General features: G+C 63.6%; 19 protein-coding genes. 5 read left to right on the top strand and 14 right to left on the bottom strand.

The genetic code is table 11. From position 1 onward, the window contains the following. Window positions 1-7 precede the first annotated feature (7 nt). The 4 genes from gmhB to gloA are packed head-to-tail and all read left to right on the top strand — an operon-like array spanning window position 8 to window position 2,435. Complete coding sequence (gmhB, locus tag J0L98_RS04115; protein WP_296410271.1) at window positions 8-541, top strand: D-glycero-beta-D-manno-heptose 1,7-bisphosphate 7-phosphatase; 534 nt, start codon at window positions 8-10, stop codon at window positions 539-541. Between the two features lie 11 nt (window positions 542-552). Beyond that, the gene (locus J0L98_RS04120; protein ID WP_296410272.1) at window positions 553-1,302 is read left to right on the top strand and encodes a lysophospholipid acyltransferase family protein; all 750 of its coding nucleotides are present in this window, start codon (window positions 553-555) and stop codon (window positions 1,300-1,302) included. After that, a complete protein-coding gene (locus J0L98_RS04125) occupies window positions 1,302-2,021 on the top strand; it encodes a SprT family zinc-dependent metalloprotease (RefSeq protein WP_296410273.1) in 720 nt (239 codons plus the stop codon). Before J0L98_RS04120 ends, J0L98_RS04125 begins: the two co-directional genes overlap by 1 nt. 15 nt (window positions 2,022-2,036) lie before the next feature. Beyond that, the gene (gloA, locus tag J0L98_RS04130) at window positions 2,037-2,435 is read left to right on the top strand and encodes a lactoylglutathione lyase (protein ID WP_296410274.1); all 399 of its coding nucleotides are present in this window, start codon (window positions 2,037-2,039) and stop codon (window positions 2,433-2,435) included. Window positions 2,436-2,619: 184 nt separating this feature from the next. Here gloA and J0L98_RS04135 read toward each other — a convergent pair whose 3' ends face one another. From J0L98_RS04135 to fliO, 7 genes are read right to left on the bottom strand one after another with little or no spacing between them, the layout of a single operon-like run. Continuing rightward, window positions 2,620-5,712, bottom strand: coding sequence for a response regulator (locus tag J0L98_RS04135; RefSeq protein WP_296410275.1), 3,093 nt, complete (start codon window positions 5,710-5,712; stop codon window positions 2,620-2,622). Continuing rightward, window positions 5,709-6,755, bottom strand: a complete 1,047-nt coding sequence (locus tag J0L98_RS04140; protein WP_296410276.1) for an HD domain-containing phosphohydrolase — start codon at window positions 6,753-6,755, stop codon at window positions 5,709-5,711. Before J0L98_RS04140 ends, J0L98_RS04135 begins: the two co-directional genes overlap by 4 nt. A gap of 52 nt (window positions 6,756-6,807) precedes the next feature. Beyond that, the gene (locus tag J0L98_RS04145; protein ID WP_296410277.1) at window positions 6,808-9,036 is read right to left on the bottom strand and encodes a PAS domain S-box protein; all 2,229 of its coding nucleotides are present in this window, start codon (window positions 9,034-9,036) and stop codon (window positions 6,808-6,810) included. Beyond that, window positions 9,036-9,839 (bottom strand): flagellar biosynthetic protein FliR, encoded by an 804-nt coding sequence (gene fliR, locus J0L98_RS04150; RefSeq protein ID WP_296410278.1) that lies wholly within the window; start codon window positions 9,837-9,839, stop codon window positions 9,036-9,038. The genes J0L98_RS04145 and fliR overlap by 1 nt, the downstream gene beginning before the upstream one ends. An 11-nt stretch (window positions 9,840-9,850) precedes the next feature. Then, window positions 9,851-10,120 (bottom strand): flagellar biosynthesis protein FliQ, encoded by a 270-nt coding sequence (fliQ, locus tag J0L98_RS04155; RefSeq protein WP_296405725.1) that lies wholly within the window; start codon window positions 10,118-10,120, stop codon window positions 9,851-9,853. 10 nt (window positions 10,121-10,130) lie between these two features. Next, on the bottom strand, window positions 10,131-10,859 hold the full coding sequence (fliP, locus tag J0L98_RS04160) for a flagellar type III secretion system pore protein FliP (RefSeq protein WP_296406137.1): 729 nt from the start codon (window positions 10,857-10,859) through the stop codon (window positions 10,131-10,133). A 14-nt stretch (window positions 10,860-10,873) separates the two neighbouring features. Beyond that, entirely contained in the window at window positions 10,874-11,293 is a 420-nt protein-coding gene (gene fliO, locus J0L98_RS04165; RefSeq protein ID WP_296410279.1) for a flagellar biosynthetic protein FliO, read from the bottom strand. A 170-nt stretch (window positions 11,294-11,463) separates the two neighbouring features. Here fliO and J0L98_RS04170 point away from each other — a divergent pair, with 170 nt between their 5' ends. Continuing rightward, window positions 11,464-11,676 (top strand): hypothetical protein, encoded by a 213-nt coding sequence (locus tag J0L98_RS04170; RefSeq protein ID WP_296410280.1) that lies wholly within the window; start codon window positions 11,464-11,466, stop codon window positions 11,674-11,676. Between the two features lie 18 nt (window positions 11,677-11,694). Here J0L98_RS04170 and fliN read toward each other — a convergent pair whose 3' ends face one another. The 7 genes from fliN to J0L98_RS04205 all read right to left on the bottom strand — a co-directional run bounded on the left by fliN (window position 11,695) and on the right by J0L98_RS04205 (window position 17,684). Further along, window positions 11,695-12,153 (bottom strand): flagellar motor switch protein FliN, encoded by a 459-nt coding sequence (gene fliN, locus J0L98_RS04175; protein WP_296405717.1) that lies wholly within the window; start codon window positions 12,151-12,153, stop codon window positions 11,695-11,697. A 9-nt stretch (window positions 12,154-12,162) separates the two neighbouring features. Further along, the gene (gene fliM, locus J0L98_RS04180; RefSeq protein ID WP_296410281.1) at window positions 12,163-13,155 is read right to left on the bottom strand and encodes a flagellar motor switch protein FliM; all 993 of its coding nucleotides are present in this window, start codon (window positions 13,153-13,155) and stop codon (window positions 12,163-12,165) included. Between the two features lie 14 nt (window positions 13,156-13,169). Further along, on the bottom strand, window positions 13,170-13,742 hold the full coding sequence (locus J0L98_RS04185) for a flagellar basal body-associated FliL family protein (protein WP_296410282.1): 573 nt from the start codon (window positions 13,740-13,742) through the stop codon (window positions 13,170-13,172). Between the two features lie 93 nt (window positions 13,743-13,835). Next, entirely contained in the window at window positions 13,836-14,960 is a 1,125-nt protein-coding gene (locus tag J0L98_RS04190) for a flagellar hook-length control protein FliK (protein ID WP_296410283.1), read from the bottom strand. Window positions 14,961-15,033: 73 nt separating this feature from the next. Then, complete coding sequence (gene fliJ, locus J0L98_RS04195; protein WP_296405710.1) at window positions 15,034-15,483, bottom strand: flagellar export protein FliJ; 450 nt, start codon at window positions 15,481-15,483, stop codon at window positions 15,034-15,036. 84 nt (window positions 15,484-15,567) lie between these two features. Further along, a complete protein-coding gene (fliI, locus tag J0L98_RS04200) occupies window positions 15,568-16,971 on the bottom strand; it encodes a flagellar protein export ATPase FliI (protein ID WP_296410284.1) in 1,404 nt (467 codons plus the stop codon). Beyond that, window positions 16,971-17,684 (bottom strand): flagellar assembly protein FliH, encoded by a 714-nt coding sequence (locus tag J0L98_RS04205; RefSeq protein WP_296410285.1) that lies wholly within the window; start codon window positions 17,682-17,684, stop codon window positions 16,971-16,973. Before J0L98_RS04205 ends, fliI begins: the two co-directional genes overlap by 1 nt. Between the last annotated feature and the right edge of the window lie 15 nt (window positions 17,685-17,699).

A 17,699-nucleotide genomic window follows, 5' to 3' on the forward strand; every position in this document is an offset into this window, starting at 1 on the left:
GCAAACCATGAAGATCATCGTGCTCGACCGGGATGGGGTCATCAACTTCGACTCCGACCAGTTCATCAAGTCTCCGGACGAATGGAAGCCGATTCCCGGTTCCCTCGAAGCCATTGCCCGCCTTAACGAAGCGGGCTGGCGGGTGGTGGTGGCTTCCAACCAGTCCGGGGTCGGGCGCGGGCTCTTCGACATGGATACCCTCAACGCCATCAACGAGAAGATGACCAAGGCCCTCGGCCACGTGAGCGGGCGGCTGGACGCTATCTTCTTCTGCCCCCACGCGGCGGATTCCCCGTGTGCGTGCCGCAAGCCCAAACCGGGCATGTTTCTGGAGATCGCCCAGCGCTTCAACGTTGATCTCAAGGGCATGCCGGTGGTTGGCGACAGCCTGCGCGACCTGCAGGCGGGGGTTGCGGTGGGTTGCAAGCCCTATCTGGTGAAGACCGGAAAGGGCAGCAAGACCGCGCTTGATCCTGCCCTGCCCGCAGGCACCGAGATCTTCCCCGACCTGGCGGCCGTGGTCGCGCACCTAACTGCTTGAGAGATGCCCCCGTGGTCCTGATCCGCAACCTCCTCTTCATGCTGGCCCTGGCCGTGTTCACGCCCCTCTATGCGCTGATCGGCATGGCCAGCTTTCCGTTTGGTCCCAAGACCCGTCACAAGCTGATCCGTGGTTGGCCGCGCATCATGGCCTGGGTCATCAAGCACGTGCTGGGCATCCCCTACCGGGTGATCGGCCGGGAGAACATTCCGGTGGGCCCGGCCATCGTGGTTTCCAAGCACATGTCGGCGTGGGAGACCATCATGCTGCAGGACATCTTCCCGCCCATGGTTTTCGTCATGAAGAAGGAGATCCACAAGGTGCCCTTCTTCGGGTGGGGAATCTCCCAGATGCCGATGATCGCCATCGACCGGGCTGCCGGGAAGGACGCGCTGACCCAGGTGGAGGCCCAGGGGCGGGATCGTCTCGCCCATGGTTTTTGGGTGACGATCTTTCCCGAGGGGACGCGTGTGGCCCCGGGAAGCAAGAAGCGCTACAAGGCCGGCGCCTCGTGGCTGGCCGCACAGACGGGAACCCCGGTGGTGCCCGTGGCCCACAATGCCGGGGAGTTCTGGCCGCGCAATGCCTTCTTCAAGCGTCCTGGCGAAGTGGTGGTGAGTGTCGGTCCGGTGATCGATACCACCGGCCTGACCGCGGAGGAAATCAATGCGCGCGCCGAGGCCTGGGTTGAGGGCGAAATGCGCCGGCTGTTTCCCCATCATTACCGTACGTCGCGCAGCAAGGAAGCCAGCACGGCGTGATGGCGACGCCTGCGGAGGCCCGCGAGATCCTCCTGGACGGGCAGCGGGTTTCCTACAGCTTGCGGCGGAGTGCCCGCAAGACGCTCGGTCTGCGCATTGATCATCGTGGGCTGACCGTGGGCGTGCCCCTGCGGGCCGGACTTTCCGATGTGGAGTCCTTCATCCGCAGCCACGCCCGGTGGATAACAGACAAGCTCGCCGCCCGCTCCGCCGCGGCCGATGTAGCGCGTTTCGAGCCCCGGGACGGGGCCGTGTTGCCGCTTCTGGGCGATGTCTGGCGCCTGCAAATCGGGCGGGGCAACAATCGGGTCGTTTGGCATGAGAGGGGGGCCGAGCCGGTCATTGAGCTGGCCTTGCGGGCCGGGGGCGATGCCCGCCAGCTCTTGTTGCGGGGCCTGCAGGAGCGGGCTCTGGCGGTGTTCTGCCATCGGGTGGAGGAGTTCTGTCTGCGCCTCGGGCGACCGGTGCCGGCCGTCGGGCTATCCAGCGCACGTACCCGTTGGGGAAGCTGTAGCGCGCGTAGTGGCATTCGGCTGCATTGGCGTTTGATCCACCTGCCGCTTCCATTGATTGACTATGTGGTTGCCCACGAGGTGGCACATCTGGTCGAGATGAACCACTCACCCCGTTTCTGGTCTGTGGTGTCGTCCCTCTACCCCGAGCATGTGGCGGCACGTCAGGCCCTCCGCAAGGCCGGCGCAGCGCTTCCTGCCCTTTGATACAAGGAAAACTCCATGCGTCTGCTTCACACCATGCTCCGCGTCGGCGATCTTGATCGTTCCATCACTTTCTATACCGAAGTTCTGGGGATGCGCCTGCTTCGCCGCCGGGACTATCCGGACGGCAAGTTCACGCTGGCCTTCGTTGGCTACCAGGACGAAGCGGCCGGGGCGGTGCTCGAACTGACCCACAACTGGGGTGTCGAGTCGTATGAGCTGGGTACGGCCTATGGCCATATTGCCCTCGAAGTGCCCGACGCCTACGTGGCATGCGAAACCATCAAGGCCCGTGGCGGCAAGGTGGTGCGCGAGGCCGGCCCGATGAAGCACGGCAGCACGGTCATTGCCTTTGTCGAGGATCCGGATGGATACAAGATCGAACTGATTCAGGCCAAGGGGACCGATGCCCCGTGAGGGCCTGTGGGCGCAGGTGCGTAGATCGACAGCGCAGTCCGATTGAGCCCCTGCGGCTCAGCGTACACCTTGCACGGCTGCGCTTCCCGGCGCGAACTCTGGCTGTTGGCTAGGACTTTTCGCAAGCGCCGAGTCCCTTTCCGTCCCGGTGTTGCGCCGGCACTGCATCGGCGCACCTCCGGGTTCAATGGTGTTTGAAAGCCTCGCTCAGGGCTGCCAGCTCGTGCTTCAGTTCGGCCAGGGCGGTGGACGCGTTGCCGAGCTTTCTTTCCCGGCCCATGCGCTCCAGTTGCTGGGCCTTGGCCTGGGCCCGTCCCGCGCAGAAGTTTGACACGGCGCCCTTAAGGGCGTGGGCGCTCCCGTAAAGGGCGTCGGCGTCACCGGCCTTCACTGCGGCCTCGACTTCGGCCAGCAGGCGCGGTTCGTCTTCGCTGTACATGACCATCAGTTGGGCCAGCAGGTCTTCGTCGTCACCGAGGTTGGAGAGTACCTGCTCCCGGTCGAAAATCGGACCGCTGGGCGGCGGCGACTCAGTTTGGGGCGCGGGCGCTGGATCATTGTGGCCGGCTTGCAGGATCAGGGCCTCGACAAGATCAGGTGCGTGCACGGGCTTGGAGAGGTATCCGTCCATGCCCGCCTGCAGGCAGCGCTCCCGGTCACCCTTCATGGCATGGGCGGTCATGGCAATGATAGGGGTGCGCGCCATGCCTGCTGACTCCCGTTGGCGAATCACAGTAGTGGCTTCGAAGCCGCCCATGATGGGCATTTGCACATCCATCAGGATGGCGTCGAAATGGGTTGCCGCATGGAGATCAAGGGCTTCCTGGCCATTGTTGGCGACCTCGACGTGATGCCCCAGCTTGGTCAGCAGGCGGATGGCCAGTGTCTGATTCACCACGTTATCCTCGGCGAGCAGCACGTGGAGCTGGCGGCGCTGCTCGCGTAAGGAGTGACGTGTGATCAGGGGGCGCTCATCGATGGGGTCTACCGACAAGAGTATGGCGTTAAGCAGATCGGAGGCTTCAACCGGCATGGGCAGGTAGGCGGCGATGCCCAGCTCGCGGCAGCGGGCGCCGTCGCCACGGCGACCCTCGACCGCCAGCATGATCACGCAGGGCTGCGGAAGGTTCGAGCTGGTGATTGTCTCCGCCAGGGAGAAACCCTCCGAGTCGGGTAGCTGGGTGCCAAGCACGACGACGCGATAGGGGAGATTGTTGCTGGCCGCCTGGGCAAGCTCGCGCAGGCAGGTGTTGGCGTCCGGCGCGTAGGTGGGGGCCATCCGCCACTGCCCCAGCAGTTCGATGAGGGTATGGCGCTCGACGGGATTGTCCACTGCGACGAGGACGGGCAGACCTTCCAGGTGCGCCCGCTCTTCCGTTACGGCACTGGCCTGACCGGGTTCGAAGTGGGCGCTGAAATGGAAGGTGCTTCCCTGGCCCGGGGTGCTTTCCACGCGAATCCTGCCTCCCATGGCCTGAACCAGCTGGGCGCTGATGGTCAGCCCAAGGCCGGTGCCGCCGTAGCGGCGGGTGGTGGAGGAGTCCGCCTGGGAGAAGGCTTCGAAGATCAGATCCTGCTTTTCCGGGGGAATGCCGACCCCCGTGTCCTGTACGCTGAACTGGATGGATATCCGTTCGTCCATCGGGGCGCCGGGCTGGACGATCACGCTGACGCCCCCTTCGTTGGTGAACTTGATGGCGTTGGAGAGGAGGTTGATCAGGACCTGGCGCAAGCGATGCGGGTCACCTACCAGACTGTCGGGGGCTTCCGGTGCGACCTGAACACTGAGCAACAGATCTTTCTCGGAGGCCCGTTGCTGAAGGGTTCTGACGGCCAGGGCGACACAGTCCCGCAGGCTGAAGTTGATGTGTTCGAAATCGAGCTTGCCGGCCTCGATCTTCGAGAAGTCGAGAATGTCGTTGATGATGCCGAGGAGGGCGTTTGCAGAACTCTTCACGAGGGTCAGATACTCGCGCTGTTCCTCGTCGAGTTCGGTCTCCAGGGCAAGATCGGTCATGCCCAGGATGGCATTCATGGGCGTACGGATCTCGTGGCTCATGTTGGCGAGGAAGTCGCTCTTGGAGCGGCTGTTGGCTTCAGCGGATTCTTTTGCCTGCCGCATGACGCGTTCGGCCTCCTTGCGGTCCCCGATATCCCGCAGATAGGCGGTGATCAGGCGGCTACCACCGCTTTCCAGCGCAACGAGGGCCATTTCCACCGGAAATTCGTCGCCATTGCGGCGCTTTGCGAGCGTTTCGACGCGTTGCCCCAGGGTGTCGCCAAGGGGGGCTTCCAGGAGTTGTTCCAACTTGGCGGCGTGGATCTCGCGCAAAGATTCGGGAAAAAGAAGCTCCGACACGGGTTGATGCAAGGCATCGGCCCTGGAAATCCCGAAGGTTCGCTCGGCCGCGGGGTTGAACTCGAGGATGCGGCCGCTGGCGTCAACAGTGATGATGCTGTCGAGGGCGGCTTCAGCGATAGCCCGATTGCGAAGCTCGCTCGCCGACAGGGCTGACTGGCCGTCGAAAAGGCGGATGGATGTCCAATTGAGGGCGTCCACCAGCTTGCGGATCTCGACGGCCGAACTTGCTTCGTGAAGCGTGTCGCCCTGGCAGTTCTCCATGCTCTCGGCAAAGGCGGTGGCCCGTTCCAGGCTGCGGAGGGGGGGGCGCAGGAAGATCAGGATTGTTGCCGTACCGATCAAGAGGGTCAGTAAGCCTGCCACAGCGCTGTCCTGGAGGATGTTATGGAGGCTGTCGATGGCGGCGGCCGGATGGATCTCGCTGCGCAGCCAGCCCATTGGCGCGATCTCGCCGATACCGACCCAGGCGATGATGGCGGAGCGTCCGGCCGTGACTTCGACGCTGCTGGCACGGCGGCCTTGATCCGGGAGGGGAAAGGGGGTGGTGCTGTCCGGCTCGGGGGTCAGCGCTGTGGTGCTCGTGGCGCGATGCACGCTTACGAGCGGGGTACCCTGCCGGTCGGTGACCGTGAGTCGAAGAATGGCGGTGTTGTCAGCAACTTCAAGGAGGTGTGCGGTGATGGCACGACGGTCGCCTGCCGCAACGTGTGGTTCCAGTACGGCGGCCAGATGCCGGGACAGTTCATCGGCATGGGCGCGTTCCAGTCGTTCCACGTAGCCGGCTTGTTCGAAGCCGGTGTAAAGGGAGTAGGCCAAGACCGACAGTGTGAGCAGTAGCGCAAACAGCGCGGCGAGTTGTTGACGGAGGGAATGCAGCCCAAGACGGTCTGCCACGTAGTGGAGCAGTCGGCTCATTCTTCATCGTCCTTATAGCGCTCGCGGATCGCCAGCACCGCCGACCATTGGTCGAAAAAGGCATCCACGCACGTGGGGTCGAAGTGTTGACCGCGTTCGCCCTTCAGGAACGCTACCGCCCGGTCAAGCTCCCAAGCGGGCTTGTAGGGTCGCGCCGAGGTGAGAGCGTCGAAGACATCGGCGACCGCAACAATCCGCCCGGACAGCGGAATCGCTTCTGCGGCAAGGCCTCCGGGATAGCCGCTGCCGTTGAATTTCTCGTGATGGCTGAGGGCGATCTCGGCGGCCAGCTGAATCATGGGCGACGAGGAGCCCTTGAGGATGTCGTGGCCGATGGTGGCGTGGCGACGCATGATCACCATCTCCTCGTCGGTTAGGCGCCCTGGCTTGAGAAGGATGTGATCTGGCGTCCCGACCTTGCCCACGTCATGCATGGGCGCGGCACTCAGGATGCGTTCGCACAGTTCCGGTTCAAGCCCCAGGCGCTGGGCAATCAGTTGCGAGTAGTGGGCCATGCGCAGAATGTGGGCGCCGGTTTCCGGGTCGCGGAATTCGGCTGCGCGGGCCAGACGGGCAATGGTCTCCCGTTCGCGTGCCACGATGTCTGCGGTCTTGTGGATGACGGCCTGGCGCAGGTCGTCGTTCCAGCTACGTAGCCGGGTGTGGCTGTTGCGCAGGGCGAGCATGGTACGCACACGGGGGTCGAATTCGTGGCGATCAATGGGCTTGGTCAGGAAATCGTTGGCACCGGCGGTCAGGCTCTGGTAGCGGATTTCCTTTTCATGGGCGGCGGTGACCATCAGAATCGGTACCACGTCCGCCGGGTGAAACTGGCGTACCGCGTCAATGAACTCGATGCCGTTCAGATCGGGCATCATGTAATCGACGATGATGAGGTCGGGCTCGTGGGCGCCGCACCAGTCGAGGCCTTCCCTTGGAGAGGTGAAACACACGATCTCGGTGCCGGCAGGGGCGAGTTTGCGGACCAGAGCCTGAATCAGGGTCAGGTTGAGGGGCGTGTCGTCAACAATGGCAATGGCCATGGAGGCTCCGTGGGGAGGGGCGCACAGGCCTGTCCCGGTGACGTGGTGGAACTCAGATTATCGGCCCGGCATCCTCGAAGTTTAACCAAGGCCTTCTGGCTGTGGGTATCGCCATGGCATTGTCCTGGGGGGCGTCGGCAGGAGCGATGCACGGCAGCGTCAGGGTGAAGCAGGTGCCGGAGCCCGGGGTGCTCCCCACCTGGATTTGTCCGCCCAGGGTGCAGGTGACGAGGTTGTAAACGATGTAGAGTCCGAGCCCGCTGCCTCCCTTGCCGAGGCGGGTGGTGAAAAACGGGTCGAATATTCGCTGCAGGCTGCTCTCATCAATGCCGATGCCGTTGTCGGCAATGCGGATGCTGACACTGTCGGCCTGGGCCTGGGTGGTCACCACGATGCGCCCCCCCACGTGGTCTGGAAAGGCATGGATCAGTGCATTGCCGATCAGGTTGGTGAGGATCTGGCCGAGCGCGCCCGGATAGCTGTCCATGCGCAAGGTGTCCGCGGGGGCTATGTCGAGGGTGCAATGGGAAGCCTTCAGCATGGGCCCGAGGGTGACGGCGATTTCGTGAAGCATTTCGCCGAGTTCAAAGGGGCGGCGCTTTTCGCTGCTTTGATCGACCGCAACCTGTTTGAAACTGCGGACCAGTTCCTGGGCGCGCAGGAGGCTGCGCATGAGCAAGTCTCCAGCTTCCCGGGCGTCGTTCACGTAGGTCTCGAAGCTTCTCCTGCGCAATTCGCCGGATGCGAACTCCTGCGCCATCGCCTCCGTGCGGCTGGATAGGGTGGTGGCGACCATCACACTATTGCCGATGGGGGTGTTGAGTTCATGGGCGATGCCCGCGACGAGGGACCCGAGGGCGGCCAGTTTTTCACGGCGTACCAGTTCGTTCCGAGCCTGACTCAGGGTGGCCAGGGTAGCCTCCAATTCGGCGGTGCGATCGGCAACCCGCCGCTCCAGGCCTTCGTTGAGTTCTTCAATGTGGCCCTGAATGCGCCTTAGCTCGGAGATGTCCACGAGCGACCACAGGCCGCAGTCTTCCCCATGAATACGCAGGCGGCAGCCGGATACCAGGCAGGTGGCGATCTCGTCGCGACCGCGAGGACGAATGCGTACCTCGCGTTGATCAACGACTTCATCACGGGCGATGCGCGCGTAGAGATCGTCGTAGACCTCCGTGTCCACCCAGAAGCCAAGCTCGCCGGTGCTGCGGGTCAGGACAGCCTGGCGTTGGAGACCGAAGAGGTTCTCCCAGGCCGGGTTGGCGTCCACATGAGTGCGGTCGGCAAGCCGGGTGACAGACATGGCGACCGGTGCAGAGGCGAAGATCCGGGAGAATTTTGCCTGGCTCTCCTGAAGGGCATCGTCGGCGGCCTTCTGCTCGGAAACATCCCGAACAATCGCGACCAGGCAGGTTTGTTGTTCGATCACGATGCTGGAGGCGTTGAGCAGGCAGTGGCGCCGCGAGCCGTCGCGGGTGCCGATGGTGCAGGGAAAGTTGCGCACGGCCCCGTCCCTGTTGACCCGTTCGACCACGGAGGCGCGTTCTTCGGGAATGGGCCACAGACCCAGGTCCACAGAGCGGGTACCGATGGCTTCCTCCCGCGACCAGCCCACCAGCTGGACAAAGGCTTGGTTGAGCTCAAGCAGGGTGCCGTCGGCAAGTCGGCTGATGGTGATGTAGTCGGGGCTGCAATGAAAGGCCGCGGAAAAGATGGCCTCGGAGATCCGCTGTGACTCCGTGGCGGCCCGTTCGGCCCGTTCGAGCCGCAACTGCTCGCTGATGTCGCGAAACACGGTAAGTACGCAGGCCCGTGTCCCGATCTCCAGCAGGCAAGCTCGGGCAAGGGTTTCAATGATGCTTCCGTCCCACCGGCGCAGGGAGATCGGCATGTTGTGAACAGATCTGCCCGCGCGCAGACTTTCGAGTATGGCATCTTCATCCTCAGCCCTGGACCACATGCCGAATGCCTGGCCGTGCTGGCCGACGCACGCTTCGTGGTCGTAGCCGAGGGTGGCGCTCCAGTTCAAGTTCATGTCGATGAGTCGCCCGTCTTCGAGGCTGCTCAGGGTCACCAGATCAGGCAGGAAGCGGAAGACTTCGGAGAAGCGCTCATGGGCTGCATCCAGGGCGTGTTCGGCCTCCCTGCGGTGTGCCCGCTCGTCCTCCAGGGCATCGGCCAGGCGGCTGGCCAGCCGGCGCGCCGAGACCAGCCTCGTCCAGAGAAGGCCGAAAGCCATGAGGGTTGCGCTGACGAGCAACGCCACGACAAGCGGTGACATCAGGGACGCACTCCCACGCTCTGACCGAGGGTGCGCAAGAGGGTGGCCATCGTGTCGAAGCCCATGTCATAGAATCGCTGCAGCAAGGGGGCCAGGTGCCCCAGGGCGAGTAGCAGGACACCAAAACCGACGGTCAGGGTGATGGGGAAGCCGATGGCGAAGAGGTTCAGTTGGGGCGCGGCGCGGGTCAGGATGCCCAGGGCGATGTTGGTGATGAGCAGGGCGGTGACCACCGGAAGTGCCATCAGCAGCCCTGCTGCGAAGATCATCGCGCCGGAGCGGACCAGTACCATCCATCCCTCCTTGTTCAGGTTGGTGCTGCCGATCGGGAACCACTCGAAACTTCTGGCCAGGGTGTCCAGCATCAGCAGGTGGCCATTGAGCGACAGGAAGACGAGGGTGGCGAGAAGGGTCAGAAATTCCGCCACCACCGCCGTCTGCCCGCCCGCCAGGGGGTCGAAGAAGGTGGCAAAGGAGAGGCCCATCTGCAGGCTGATGAGTTCGCCCATCAGGTCCAGGGCGGCAAAGGCCACGCGCATCGCCAGACCCATCGCGATACCGATCAGCGTTTGCTCGAAGAGGATCAGCAGACCGGCCCAGGAGTCGAGGGGAACCGCCGGGACTGGGGGAAAGGCAGGGGCGAGGCCGACTCCAACGGCCAGTCCGACTACCAGTTTGACGCGCCGGGGCAGGGAGTTGTTGCCAAACACGGGGCCGGCACCGACCAGACCCAATACCCGTGCCAGGGGAAAAGCGAAGGCGGCCAGCCAGGCATCGAGCTGGGCCGCGGTGACGGTCAGCATGGGCCGCGGCCTCAGCCGATCATCGCCGGGATGTTCTCGAACAGGCGCCGGATGAAGTCGGTCATCATCGTGATCATCCACGGCCCGGCCAGCACCAGGGTGATGAAGGTGGCGATCAGTTTGGGTACGAAGGACAGGGTCTGTTCGTTGATCTGGGTTGCGGCCTGAAAGATCGAGATGATGAGGCCGGTGGCAAGGGCCGCAATGAAAAGGGGGGCCGAGATCAGCAGGGTGAGTTCCAGGGCCTGGCGGCCCAGGTCGATGACGGTCGTGGGGGTCACGGGGGCTCTCCTATCCGAAACTCTGCACAAGGGAGGCGATCAGCAGATTCCAGCCGTCCACCAGCACAAAGAGCATGATCTTGAAGGGCAGGGCAACGATGGCCGGGCTCATCATCATCATGCCCATGGACATCAGCACCGAGGCGACGACCATGTCGATGATCAGAAAGGGAATGAAGACGATGAAGCCGATCTGGAATGCCGTCTTCAGTTCGGAGGTGACGAAGGCCGGGATCACCACCCGCATCGGCAGGTCTTCGGCTTTGTCCACCCGAGGGGTCTTGGCCAGTTTGGAGAACAGGTTGAGGTCGGGTTCCCGCACTTGCTTGAGCATGAAGGTCTTGACCGGGACGGTGGCACGATCAAGGGCTTCGTTGAAGGTGATGCGATTCTCCGACAAGGGTTGCCAGGCTTCGGTGTAGACCTTGTCAATCACCGGGGACATGATGAAGAAGGTAAGGAACAGGGACAGGCCGATCATCACCTGATTGGGTGGCGAAGTCTGGGTGCCCATGGCGTGGCGCAGCAGGGACATGACGATGATGATCCGGGTGAAGCTCGTCATCATCAGTACGACTGCGGGCAGGAAGCTCAGGGAGGTGAGCAGCAGCAGGGTCTGGATGGACAGGCTGTACTGGGTGCCACCGCCGCCAGCAGGCGTGCTGGTGAGTGCGGGCATGGCCTGGGCAAGGACGGGCAGGGGCAACAGCAGGAGCAGCGGGGCACAGCGCCGGAACATGAGCGGGAGGTGTTTCATCTGGAACGGCGTTCGAGGGTCTGCTTGAGCCAGGTCTGGAAGTCCTTGCCGCCGGAAAGGGGGTGGCCTCCATCGGGATCTCGAGGGATCTCCCCCGCGTCGAGGGTGTGCAGGGTATTCACCCGCCCGGGCGCGACGCCGAGCACCAATATCCTGTCCGCCACTTCCACCAGTACGACTCTCTCCCGCGGCCCGACGGCTGCAGCACCAAGGATCTTCAGCACGGCTCCGGCCTGCGTGTTGCCGCCTCCGATACGCCGCAGGATGTGCAGTGTCGCGTAAAGCAGGCCGATCACCAGGCCCAGGCCCAGCAGCATCTGGATCACGCTTCCCGTGGCATCAAGAGTGCTGCCGTCCGCGGAGATCGCGGGGCCGGTCAGAAGCAGCAGGCCGGCAGCATGAAGCGGAGAGGGCATGGCGGGCGGGCGTGTAGGGGAGTCTGGCGCTTAGCTTATTCCCCAAGCGTGGCCTGGCATGGCTTGATTAGGCATGTAAAACAGGCATATTTTTGTGCTTTGCGCCTTTGCCGGCGAACTGCCTGATGTGCTATCAATCAAAGGGAGTGTCGGGTTCAGGAGGTGTGATCATGCTGCTGTGGCATCGTGACATCCAGCCGGTGGCTGGCGCGTCGGAGAAGAACGTTCCGGAGTTGTCCTCTGGCAGTGCCTATGAGGCCAAGCGCCAGCGGGCGCTGCAGATACTCGGGGAGCGCTGGCTGCTGCATCGGGCCAATGCGCCGGACCGGCGGCCGATACGCTCGGTGCTGGCCCGGCCTGCGGGGCGCCCGGTTTCCCCGTGATGCCGCTCGCAGGGCGGCTTAGTTACGGAGTTTCCGGATGCGTTCTGCCGGCGTGATGATGTCGGTCAGGCGGATGCCGAACTTGTCGTTCACCACGACCACTTCGCCTTGCGCGATCAGGGTGCCGTTGACCAGTACATCCATTGGCTCGCCCGCCAGCCCGTCCAGTTCCACTACCGATCCATGGGCCAGCTGCAGCAGGTTGCGGATGGCGATCTTGGTGCGTCCCAGCTCCACGGTGAGTTGCACCGGGATATCCAGGATCATGTCGTAATCGTTGATTGATCCGCCCTTGGCTCCCGTCTGGCCAAAATCCGGGAAGAGCTGGCTGGCGGGCTTGGCCTGGTAGGGGGATCCATCGTCCTCGGCAGGCTCGGCCGGATCGGTGAGGCCCTCCGCCGCAGCCTGCTCCTGCATGGCCGCAGCCCAATCGTCGTCGCTGATCTGGTTTTCGTCGGGGGTGTCGGTTTCTGACATGGTGTGCTCCTAGCCCTTGGTCGTGGCTTCTTCTTCCTGGGCGAGGAAGCGTTCCACCTTGAGGGCGTATTGGCCGCGCTGGATGCCGTAGCGGCACTCCATGAACGGTATGCCGTCCACTTCCGCCTGCACGGTATCGGGGATGTTGAGGGGAATCACGTCACCCGGCTTCATGTGGACGATATCCCGCAGGGTGACATTGGCGGTGCCCAGACGTGCCACCAGGGTGACCTCTGCCGTCTGTAGCTGTTTCCCCATCATATTCACCCAGCGATTGTCTTGGGTGATGTGATCGCTCTGCATGGTCGAGTAGAGCGTCTCGCGAATGGGTTCAAGCATCGAATACGGGAAGCAGAAGTGCATCTCTGCCTGGGACCCACCGAATTCGAGGGTGAAGGACGCTGCCACGACGATCTCGCTGGGCGTGGCGATGTTGGCAAACTGGGGGTTCATTTCCGAGCGCACGTACTCGAATTCGAGTTTCTGCACGGGCGCCCAGGCTTTGGCATATTCGTCGAAGGTGACCTTCAGCAGGCCCTGGATGATGCGTTGCTCTGTCGGGGTGAAGTCACGGCCTTCCACCCGCGTATGGAAGCGGCCGTCCCCGCCGAAAAGGTTGTCCACCACCAGAAACACCAGGTTAGGGTCGAGGACGACGAGCCCGGTACCACGAAGGGGTTTGGAAATGAACAGGTTCAGGTTGGTGGGAACCACCAGATTGCGCACGAACTCGCTGAACTTCTGGACCTTGATGGGGCCGACCGAGACTTCGACGTTACGGTGCATGTAGTTGAACATGCCGATGCGCAGGTAGCGGGCGAAGCGCTCATTGATGAGCTCCATGGTGGGCATGCGCCCACGCACGATGCGCTCCTGGGTCGCCAGGTTGTAGTCCCGGACCCCGCTCGTGTTCTCTTCCGCATGCTCTGTGTCGTCACTCTCCCCGGTGACGCCCTTGAGCAGGGCATCCACCTCTTCCTGGGAGAGAAAGTCCTGGGCCATGACGAGATACCCCGTTACTGCACGATGAACTGGTTGAACAACACGGCAAGCACCGGCCCATCGTCTTCCGGGCGGTTGCGTTTACTCTTCTTTTTCGGGTTCGGCGCGTAGCCGAGCACATCGTTGGCCTCTTCCTTGATTTCGTCGGCGAGCTCCTCCCGGCCTTCGGAGCTGACCAGATCGGAGGGCTTCTTGGAGGACAGCAGCATGATGATGCGGTGCTTCAATTCAGGCATGTAGAGCTTCAGGGAGTCTCCCACCTTGGCGTCGGCGACCCGAAGCACCATCGTGGATTGGAGGAAGTGCTCCCCCTCTTCCGGCGCCAGGTTGACCGTGAATTGCTCCAATTGCACGAAGATCGGCGGCTTGGAAGGGTCCACCTTGACCTTGGGGGGCTCGTGGGACACTGCCTCTTCCTCGGCTTCTTCGCCCTCTGCGTGTTTCTTCTTGCCCATCATCATGAAGGCACCTGCGCCGGCAATGGCCAGCACGAGAACCGCCACGATGATGATGATCAATTTTTTCTTGCCACCCTTGGCAGGGGCTTCGCCTTCGGCGGCTTCCGCCTTGGCTGGTGCTTTCGACATGCTGGATCACTCCTTATCTGCATCCATTGTTATCCACCACGGCTGCCCGGCAAGCGTCGAATAGGGGCATCTGGGCCCGCCATTTGTGCCGCTTCAGGCAAACGTGTCTACCAAACCTTCGCCGCGTCTGGCCCATTGGGTCGGCACGGCGCTTCCTGCAAGTCCTTCGTCTGCGTTGCCGCTGTCCCGCCAGTTGCCGCTGCGCGGGCTGCGTTCCGGATTCCCCGGTTGCCCGGAGGTGCCCACATCTGTCTGCCCCAGGCTGATGCCGCTCTGTTCGAGGATTTCACGAAGACGCGGGAGGCTTTGCTCGATCAGTTCGCGGGCGGCGGGCGTCGCCGCCAAAAACTGGGCGCTGGTCTGGTCGCCGCTGACGGTGATGGAAACCTCCACCTTGCCGAGTTGGGGTGGCGTGAGCGTGAGCTCTGCATGGCTCTCGGTCTGTCCGACCATCCAGCTCACCCGGTCGCCAACCTCTTCCGGCCAGCCGGGGCTGCCGGCAGGCGTTGCCACGTGCATGGGCAGGGGGGATGGGGTTGGCGGTGGTGCTGCGCTCTGTAGATTGGCCAGGGCCGCCGCGTGGATTGCCGCGAAGCTGTTGGTGGGGGGGGCTGCGACGGTCGCATCAGCAGCCCTCAGGGAGACGTCCGCAGGCGCGACAGGGGCGCCGTGCAGGGAGATGTCCTGACCTGTGTTCTGGGAGGCGGCAGAATTTGCCGGCCTGTTGGCGGCGCCGTCTGCCGTTTGCAACGTGGCGTTGCCGCTTGCCGTCCACGCGATGGCTTCAGGGGCCGGCGAGATGTGCGTGGTGAAGAGGCCATTGCCGGGCCGGTCGTCGGCAAGCTTGTTGGACAACAATGGGGCGTCGTCGCTGCCGGGCGCGGCTGGCTCGGCGTCCGTAGGGATGCCCATCGCCGGGAGTGTCGCGGTGGGAATGAGTCCGTTCAGTAGTGCGGCGAGCTCGGGCTGGAGGGACGGCTGGGATTGTGCGGCAGCCTCGGCGCGGGCTGCCGCATCGGCTTCGGTGTCGCTCTTGGCGCCGCGCTCCTCGTCCGCGGGTGAGGCATCCTTCATCTGGCGCTTCAGCTCGGACGCGAAGCCCGTGCCCGCCTTGTCCGGTTCGGACTGGGCGGCGACATCCTGATTCGATGCCTCGGTGCCTTTTGGAGGTGCCGTGGGGGCGATGTTGGCGATAGGGGTCAAGGCCGGTCCGGACATGGTGTTGTTCCTGATGAGGATGCTGACGGATCCCTATCAGCAAGCCACGTGCCAGTGGCGGACAGAGCCCGCTTCATTCTTCTCCGGTACGATCCCGGAACTGTTTGGCAGCATGTTCATCGGTGAGTCTCTGTTCCTGCTTGGCTTCCTTGCGGGCCTGTTGGGTCTGGTGCCGGTGCGACAAGGTATCAAAGGCCTTGACTTTGTTGCGCTGATCAACCCAGTCCTGCTGGCCCTGCTCGACGCGACGTTTCGATTCCGAAACCACGCTCTGCTGGTGGGCAATGGCCTCGTCGAGCTTGGCGAGGAAGGCGCTGTAGTTGCGCCACGCGTCGGGGCCGATGCCATTACGGGCGGCTTCGACAAATCGGGCCTGATATTCCTGTCGATACTCGACAAGGAGGGCAAGCTTCTCCTCGACGGCCCGATCACTGGCGATAAGCTCGCCAAGCCGGCGGGCCGCATCGTCCATGCGGTTGTTGGCCAGATCCAGCAAGGGCTGCAGCGGGAACTGCTCTGTCATCTTCAGTTACTCTCGGCTTTTACGGACAGGGGGCGGAAATCTTTAGGGGCAGGGTTTGACGCCCTTGCTGGCCCCGGGGCGACCTCATGGGGAGGCGCCAAACAACATATGCAGTTTCTCCACGGCGGTTTCATAGGCCTCGCTTTCCTCGATGCGTTGCTGCAGGAAGGCTTCGAGGCGGGGGTACATGGCTACCGCCTGATCGAGGACCGGGTCGGATCCGGCGTGATAGGCGCCTACCGCGATCAGATCGCGGGAGCGTTGGTAGCGCGAGAACAGTTGCTTGAAGCGCCGCACCATGTCGAAGTGCTGGCTCTTGACCAGGTTGTGCATGGCCCGGGAGATGGACTGTTCAATATCGATGGCGGGGTAGTGCCCCTGGTCGGCGAGGTTGCGTGACAGCACGATGTGACCATCGAGGATTGCGCGAGCCGAGTCTGCAATCGGATCCTGCTGGTCATCACCTTCGGCAAGTACGGTGTAGAAGGCAGTGATGGAGCCGCCGCCTTCCGGTCCGTTGCCGGCTCGTTCGACCAATGCCGGCAGGCGTGCAAACACCGATGGCGGATAGCCGCGGGTAACCGGGGGTTCGCCGATGGCCAGGGCGATCTCCCGTTGGGCCATGGCGTAGCGGGTAAGAGAGTCCATGATCAGCAGTACCTGCTTGCCCTGGTCGCGGAAGTACTCGGCGACGGTGGTGGCATAGGAGGCCCCCTGAAGACGCATCAGGGGGCTGCAGTCGGCCGGGGCCGCAATGACTGCCGAGCGGGCGAGCCCCTCGGGGCCGAGGTTGTGTTCGATGAACTCCTTCACTTCGCGACCCCGTTCGCCGATCAGGCCGACCACGATCACGTCGGCGGCGGTGTAGCGCGCCATCATGCCGATGAGTACCGATTTGCCCACGCCGGAACCGGCGAACAGGCCCATTCGCTGACCGCGGCCCACGGTGAGGAGGGCATTGATGGCGCGGATGCCCACATCCAGGGACTGGCTGATGGGGGCGCGCTGGAGCGGGTTGATGGGCCGTGCCTGAAGGGGGCGGGAGTGGCGCACGGCCAGGGGGCCGAGGCCGTCGAGGGGGCGCCCGGCACCGTCCACAACCCGACCGAGCAATTCGTCTCCCATGGGCAGGTGCTTGGCACGGTCTGATGCCCTGCGACGTGGCTCGATGCGCTCGCCGGCGATGAGTTGCGGTTGTGTCGGCTCGACGGGAAGGACCTGGGCGCCGGGGGCGAGTCCGAACACGTCATCGGTCGGCATCAGGAAGATCTTCTCTCCGTGGAAGCCGACCACCTCGGCTTCCACGGAACTGCCGCCGGGGATGACGATGCGGCAGCCCGAGCCGAGGGGCAGTTTGAGCCCCGAGGCTTCCATGACCAGGCCGTTGATGCGGGTCAGGCGGCCGGATACCTGGTAAGGCGGGGTGGCGCCGACAAGCTTGCGCCCATCGGCCAGAAAGGCCTTCCAGGTTTCCGTGCCGTGTTCCATCAGGGGGCTTCCCCATCCCACGGAATGCTGCGGCTCAGGTTGTCCATGACACGACGCCAGCGGGTTTGTACGGTGGCGTCAATCTGGCTGCCGGCCGCTTCGATGCGGACCCCCCCGCGGGTGATGGTGGCATCTTCGATCAGGCGATGGCCCGCATGGGCGAGGTGTTCGCCGAGATAGTCCTTTGCCATCGACAGGTCGTCGGGGTTGATGTGGATCAGGGCATGGGCCTGGGGGAGTTGCAGAAGGGCTTCGCGGATCAGATCCACGACTGCCTCGGGTCGGAGCGCCAGGGTGTGGCGGACCATCTGGCGGGCCAGTTCGGTGGTCAGGGCGAGGATCTCGTCTGCGACTTCCTGGTCGAGCTGGGTCAGGGACGCTTCCAGGCTTTCAACCAGCCCGTGGAACTGCATGGCTTCGATGCGACCACGGGCTGTGCCTTCCTCGTAGCCGGCAGCATAGCCGTCCTTGCGAGCTTCCTCGTGGATGCGTTCGATGTCTGCGGCCGTTGGCAGATGGATTTCCGGTTCAGGGTCGGGGGGGATGATGGGGGCGGGCGGCTCGGGCTCGACAGTATCAGCGACCTCTGTCAGGGTGTTTGCTGCCGCCTCGTCCTCGATCTCCGGTGGGGCGACAGCCGGGGCGGGCGCATCGAAGGACGGTAGATCCCAACGCTGGTAGGCGCCGACAGCCTGATGGCGGTTCATGGACATGATGATGGTGCGTCC

The sequence above is a fragment of the Zoogloea sp. genome, from assembly GCF_017302315.1.
Lineage (GTDB): Bacteria > Pseudomonadota > Gammaproteobacteria > Burkholderiales > Rhodocyclaceae > Zoogloea.

What these genes read in the sequence shown, in the direction of transcription:
- gmhB (WP_296410271.1), top strand. Translation starts at nt 8, where the DNA reads ATGAAGATCATCGTGCTCGACCGGGATGGGGTCATCAACTTCGACTCC.
- J0L98_RS04125 (WP_296410273.1), top strand. Translation starts at nt 1,302, where the DNA reads ATGGCGACGCCTGCGGAGGCCCGCGAGATCCTCCTGGACGGGCAGCGG.
- gloA (WP_296410274.1), top strand. Translation starts at nt 2,037, where the DNA reads ATGCGTCTGCTTCACACCATGCTCCGCGTCGGCGATCTTGATCGTTCC.
- J0L98_RS04135 (WP_296410275.1), bottom strand. Translation starts at nt 5,712, where the DNA reads ATGAGCCGACTGCTCCACTACGTGGCAGACCGTCTTGGGCTGCATTCC.
- J0L98_RS04140 (WP_296410276.1), bottom strand. Translation starts at nt 6,755, where the DNA reads ATGGCCATTGCCATTGTTGACGACACGCCCCTCAACCTGACCCTGATT.
- J0L98_RS04145 (WP_296410277.1), bottom strand. Translation starts at nt 9,036, where the DNA reads ATGTCACCGCTTGTCGTGGCGTTGCTCGTCAGCGCAACCCTCATGGCT.
- fliR (WP_296410278.1), bottom strand. Translation starts at nt 9,839, where the DNA reads ATGCTGACCGTCACCGCGGCCCAGCTCGATGCCTGGCTGGCCGCCTTC.
- fliP (WP_296406137.1), bottom strand. Translation starts at nt 10,859, where the DNA reads ATGTTCCGGCGCTGTGCCCCGCTGCTCCTGCTGTTGCCCCTGCCCGTC.
- fliO (WP_296410279.1), bottom strand. Translation starts at nt 11,293, where the DNA reads ATGCCCTCTCCGCTTCATGCTGCCGGCCTGCTGCTTCTGACCGGCCCC.
- J0L98_RS04170 (WP_296410280.1), top strand. Translation starts at nt 11,464, where the DNA reads ATGCTGCTGTGGCATCGTGACATCCAGCCGGTGGCTGGCGCGTCGGAG.
- fliN (WP_296405717.1), bottom strand. Translation starts at nt 12,153, where the DNA reads ATGTCAGAAACCGACACCCCCGACGAAAACCAGATCAGCGACGACGAT.
- fliM (WP_296410281.1), bottom strand. Translation starts at nt 13,155, where the DNA reads ATGGCCCAGGACTTTCTCTCCCAGGAAGAGGTGGATGCCCTGCTCAAG.
- J0L98_RS04185 (WP_296410282.1), bottom strand. Translation starts at nt 13,742, where the DNA reads ATGTCGAAAGCACCAGCCAAGGCGGAAGCCGCCGAAGGCGAAGCCCCT.
- J0L98_RS04190 (WP_296410283.1), bottom strand. Translation starts at nt 14,960, where the DNA reads ATGTCCGGACCGGCCTTGACCCCTATCGCCAACATCGCCCCCACGGCA.
- fliJ (WP_296405710.1), bottom strand. Translation starts at nt 15,483, where the DNA reads ATGACAGAGCAGTTCCCGCTGCAGCCCTTGCTGGATCTGGCCAACAAC.
- fliI (WP_296410284.1), bottom strand. Translation starts at nt 16,971, where the DNA reads ATGGAACACGGCACGGAAACCTGGAAGGCCTTTCTGGCCGATGGGCGC.
- J0L98_RS04205 (WP_296410285.1), bottom strand. Translation starts at nt 17,684, where the DNA reads ATGTCCATGAACCGCCATCAGGCTGTCGGCGCCTACCAGCGTTGGGAT.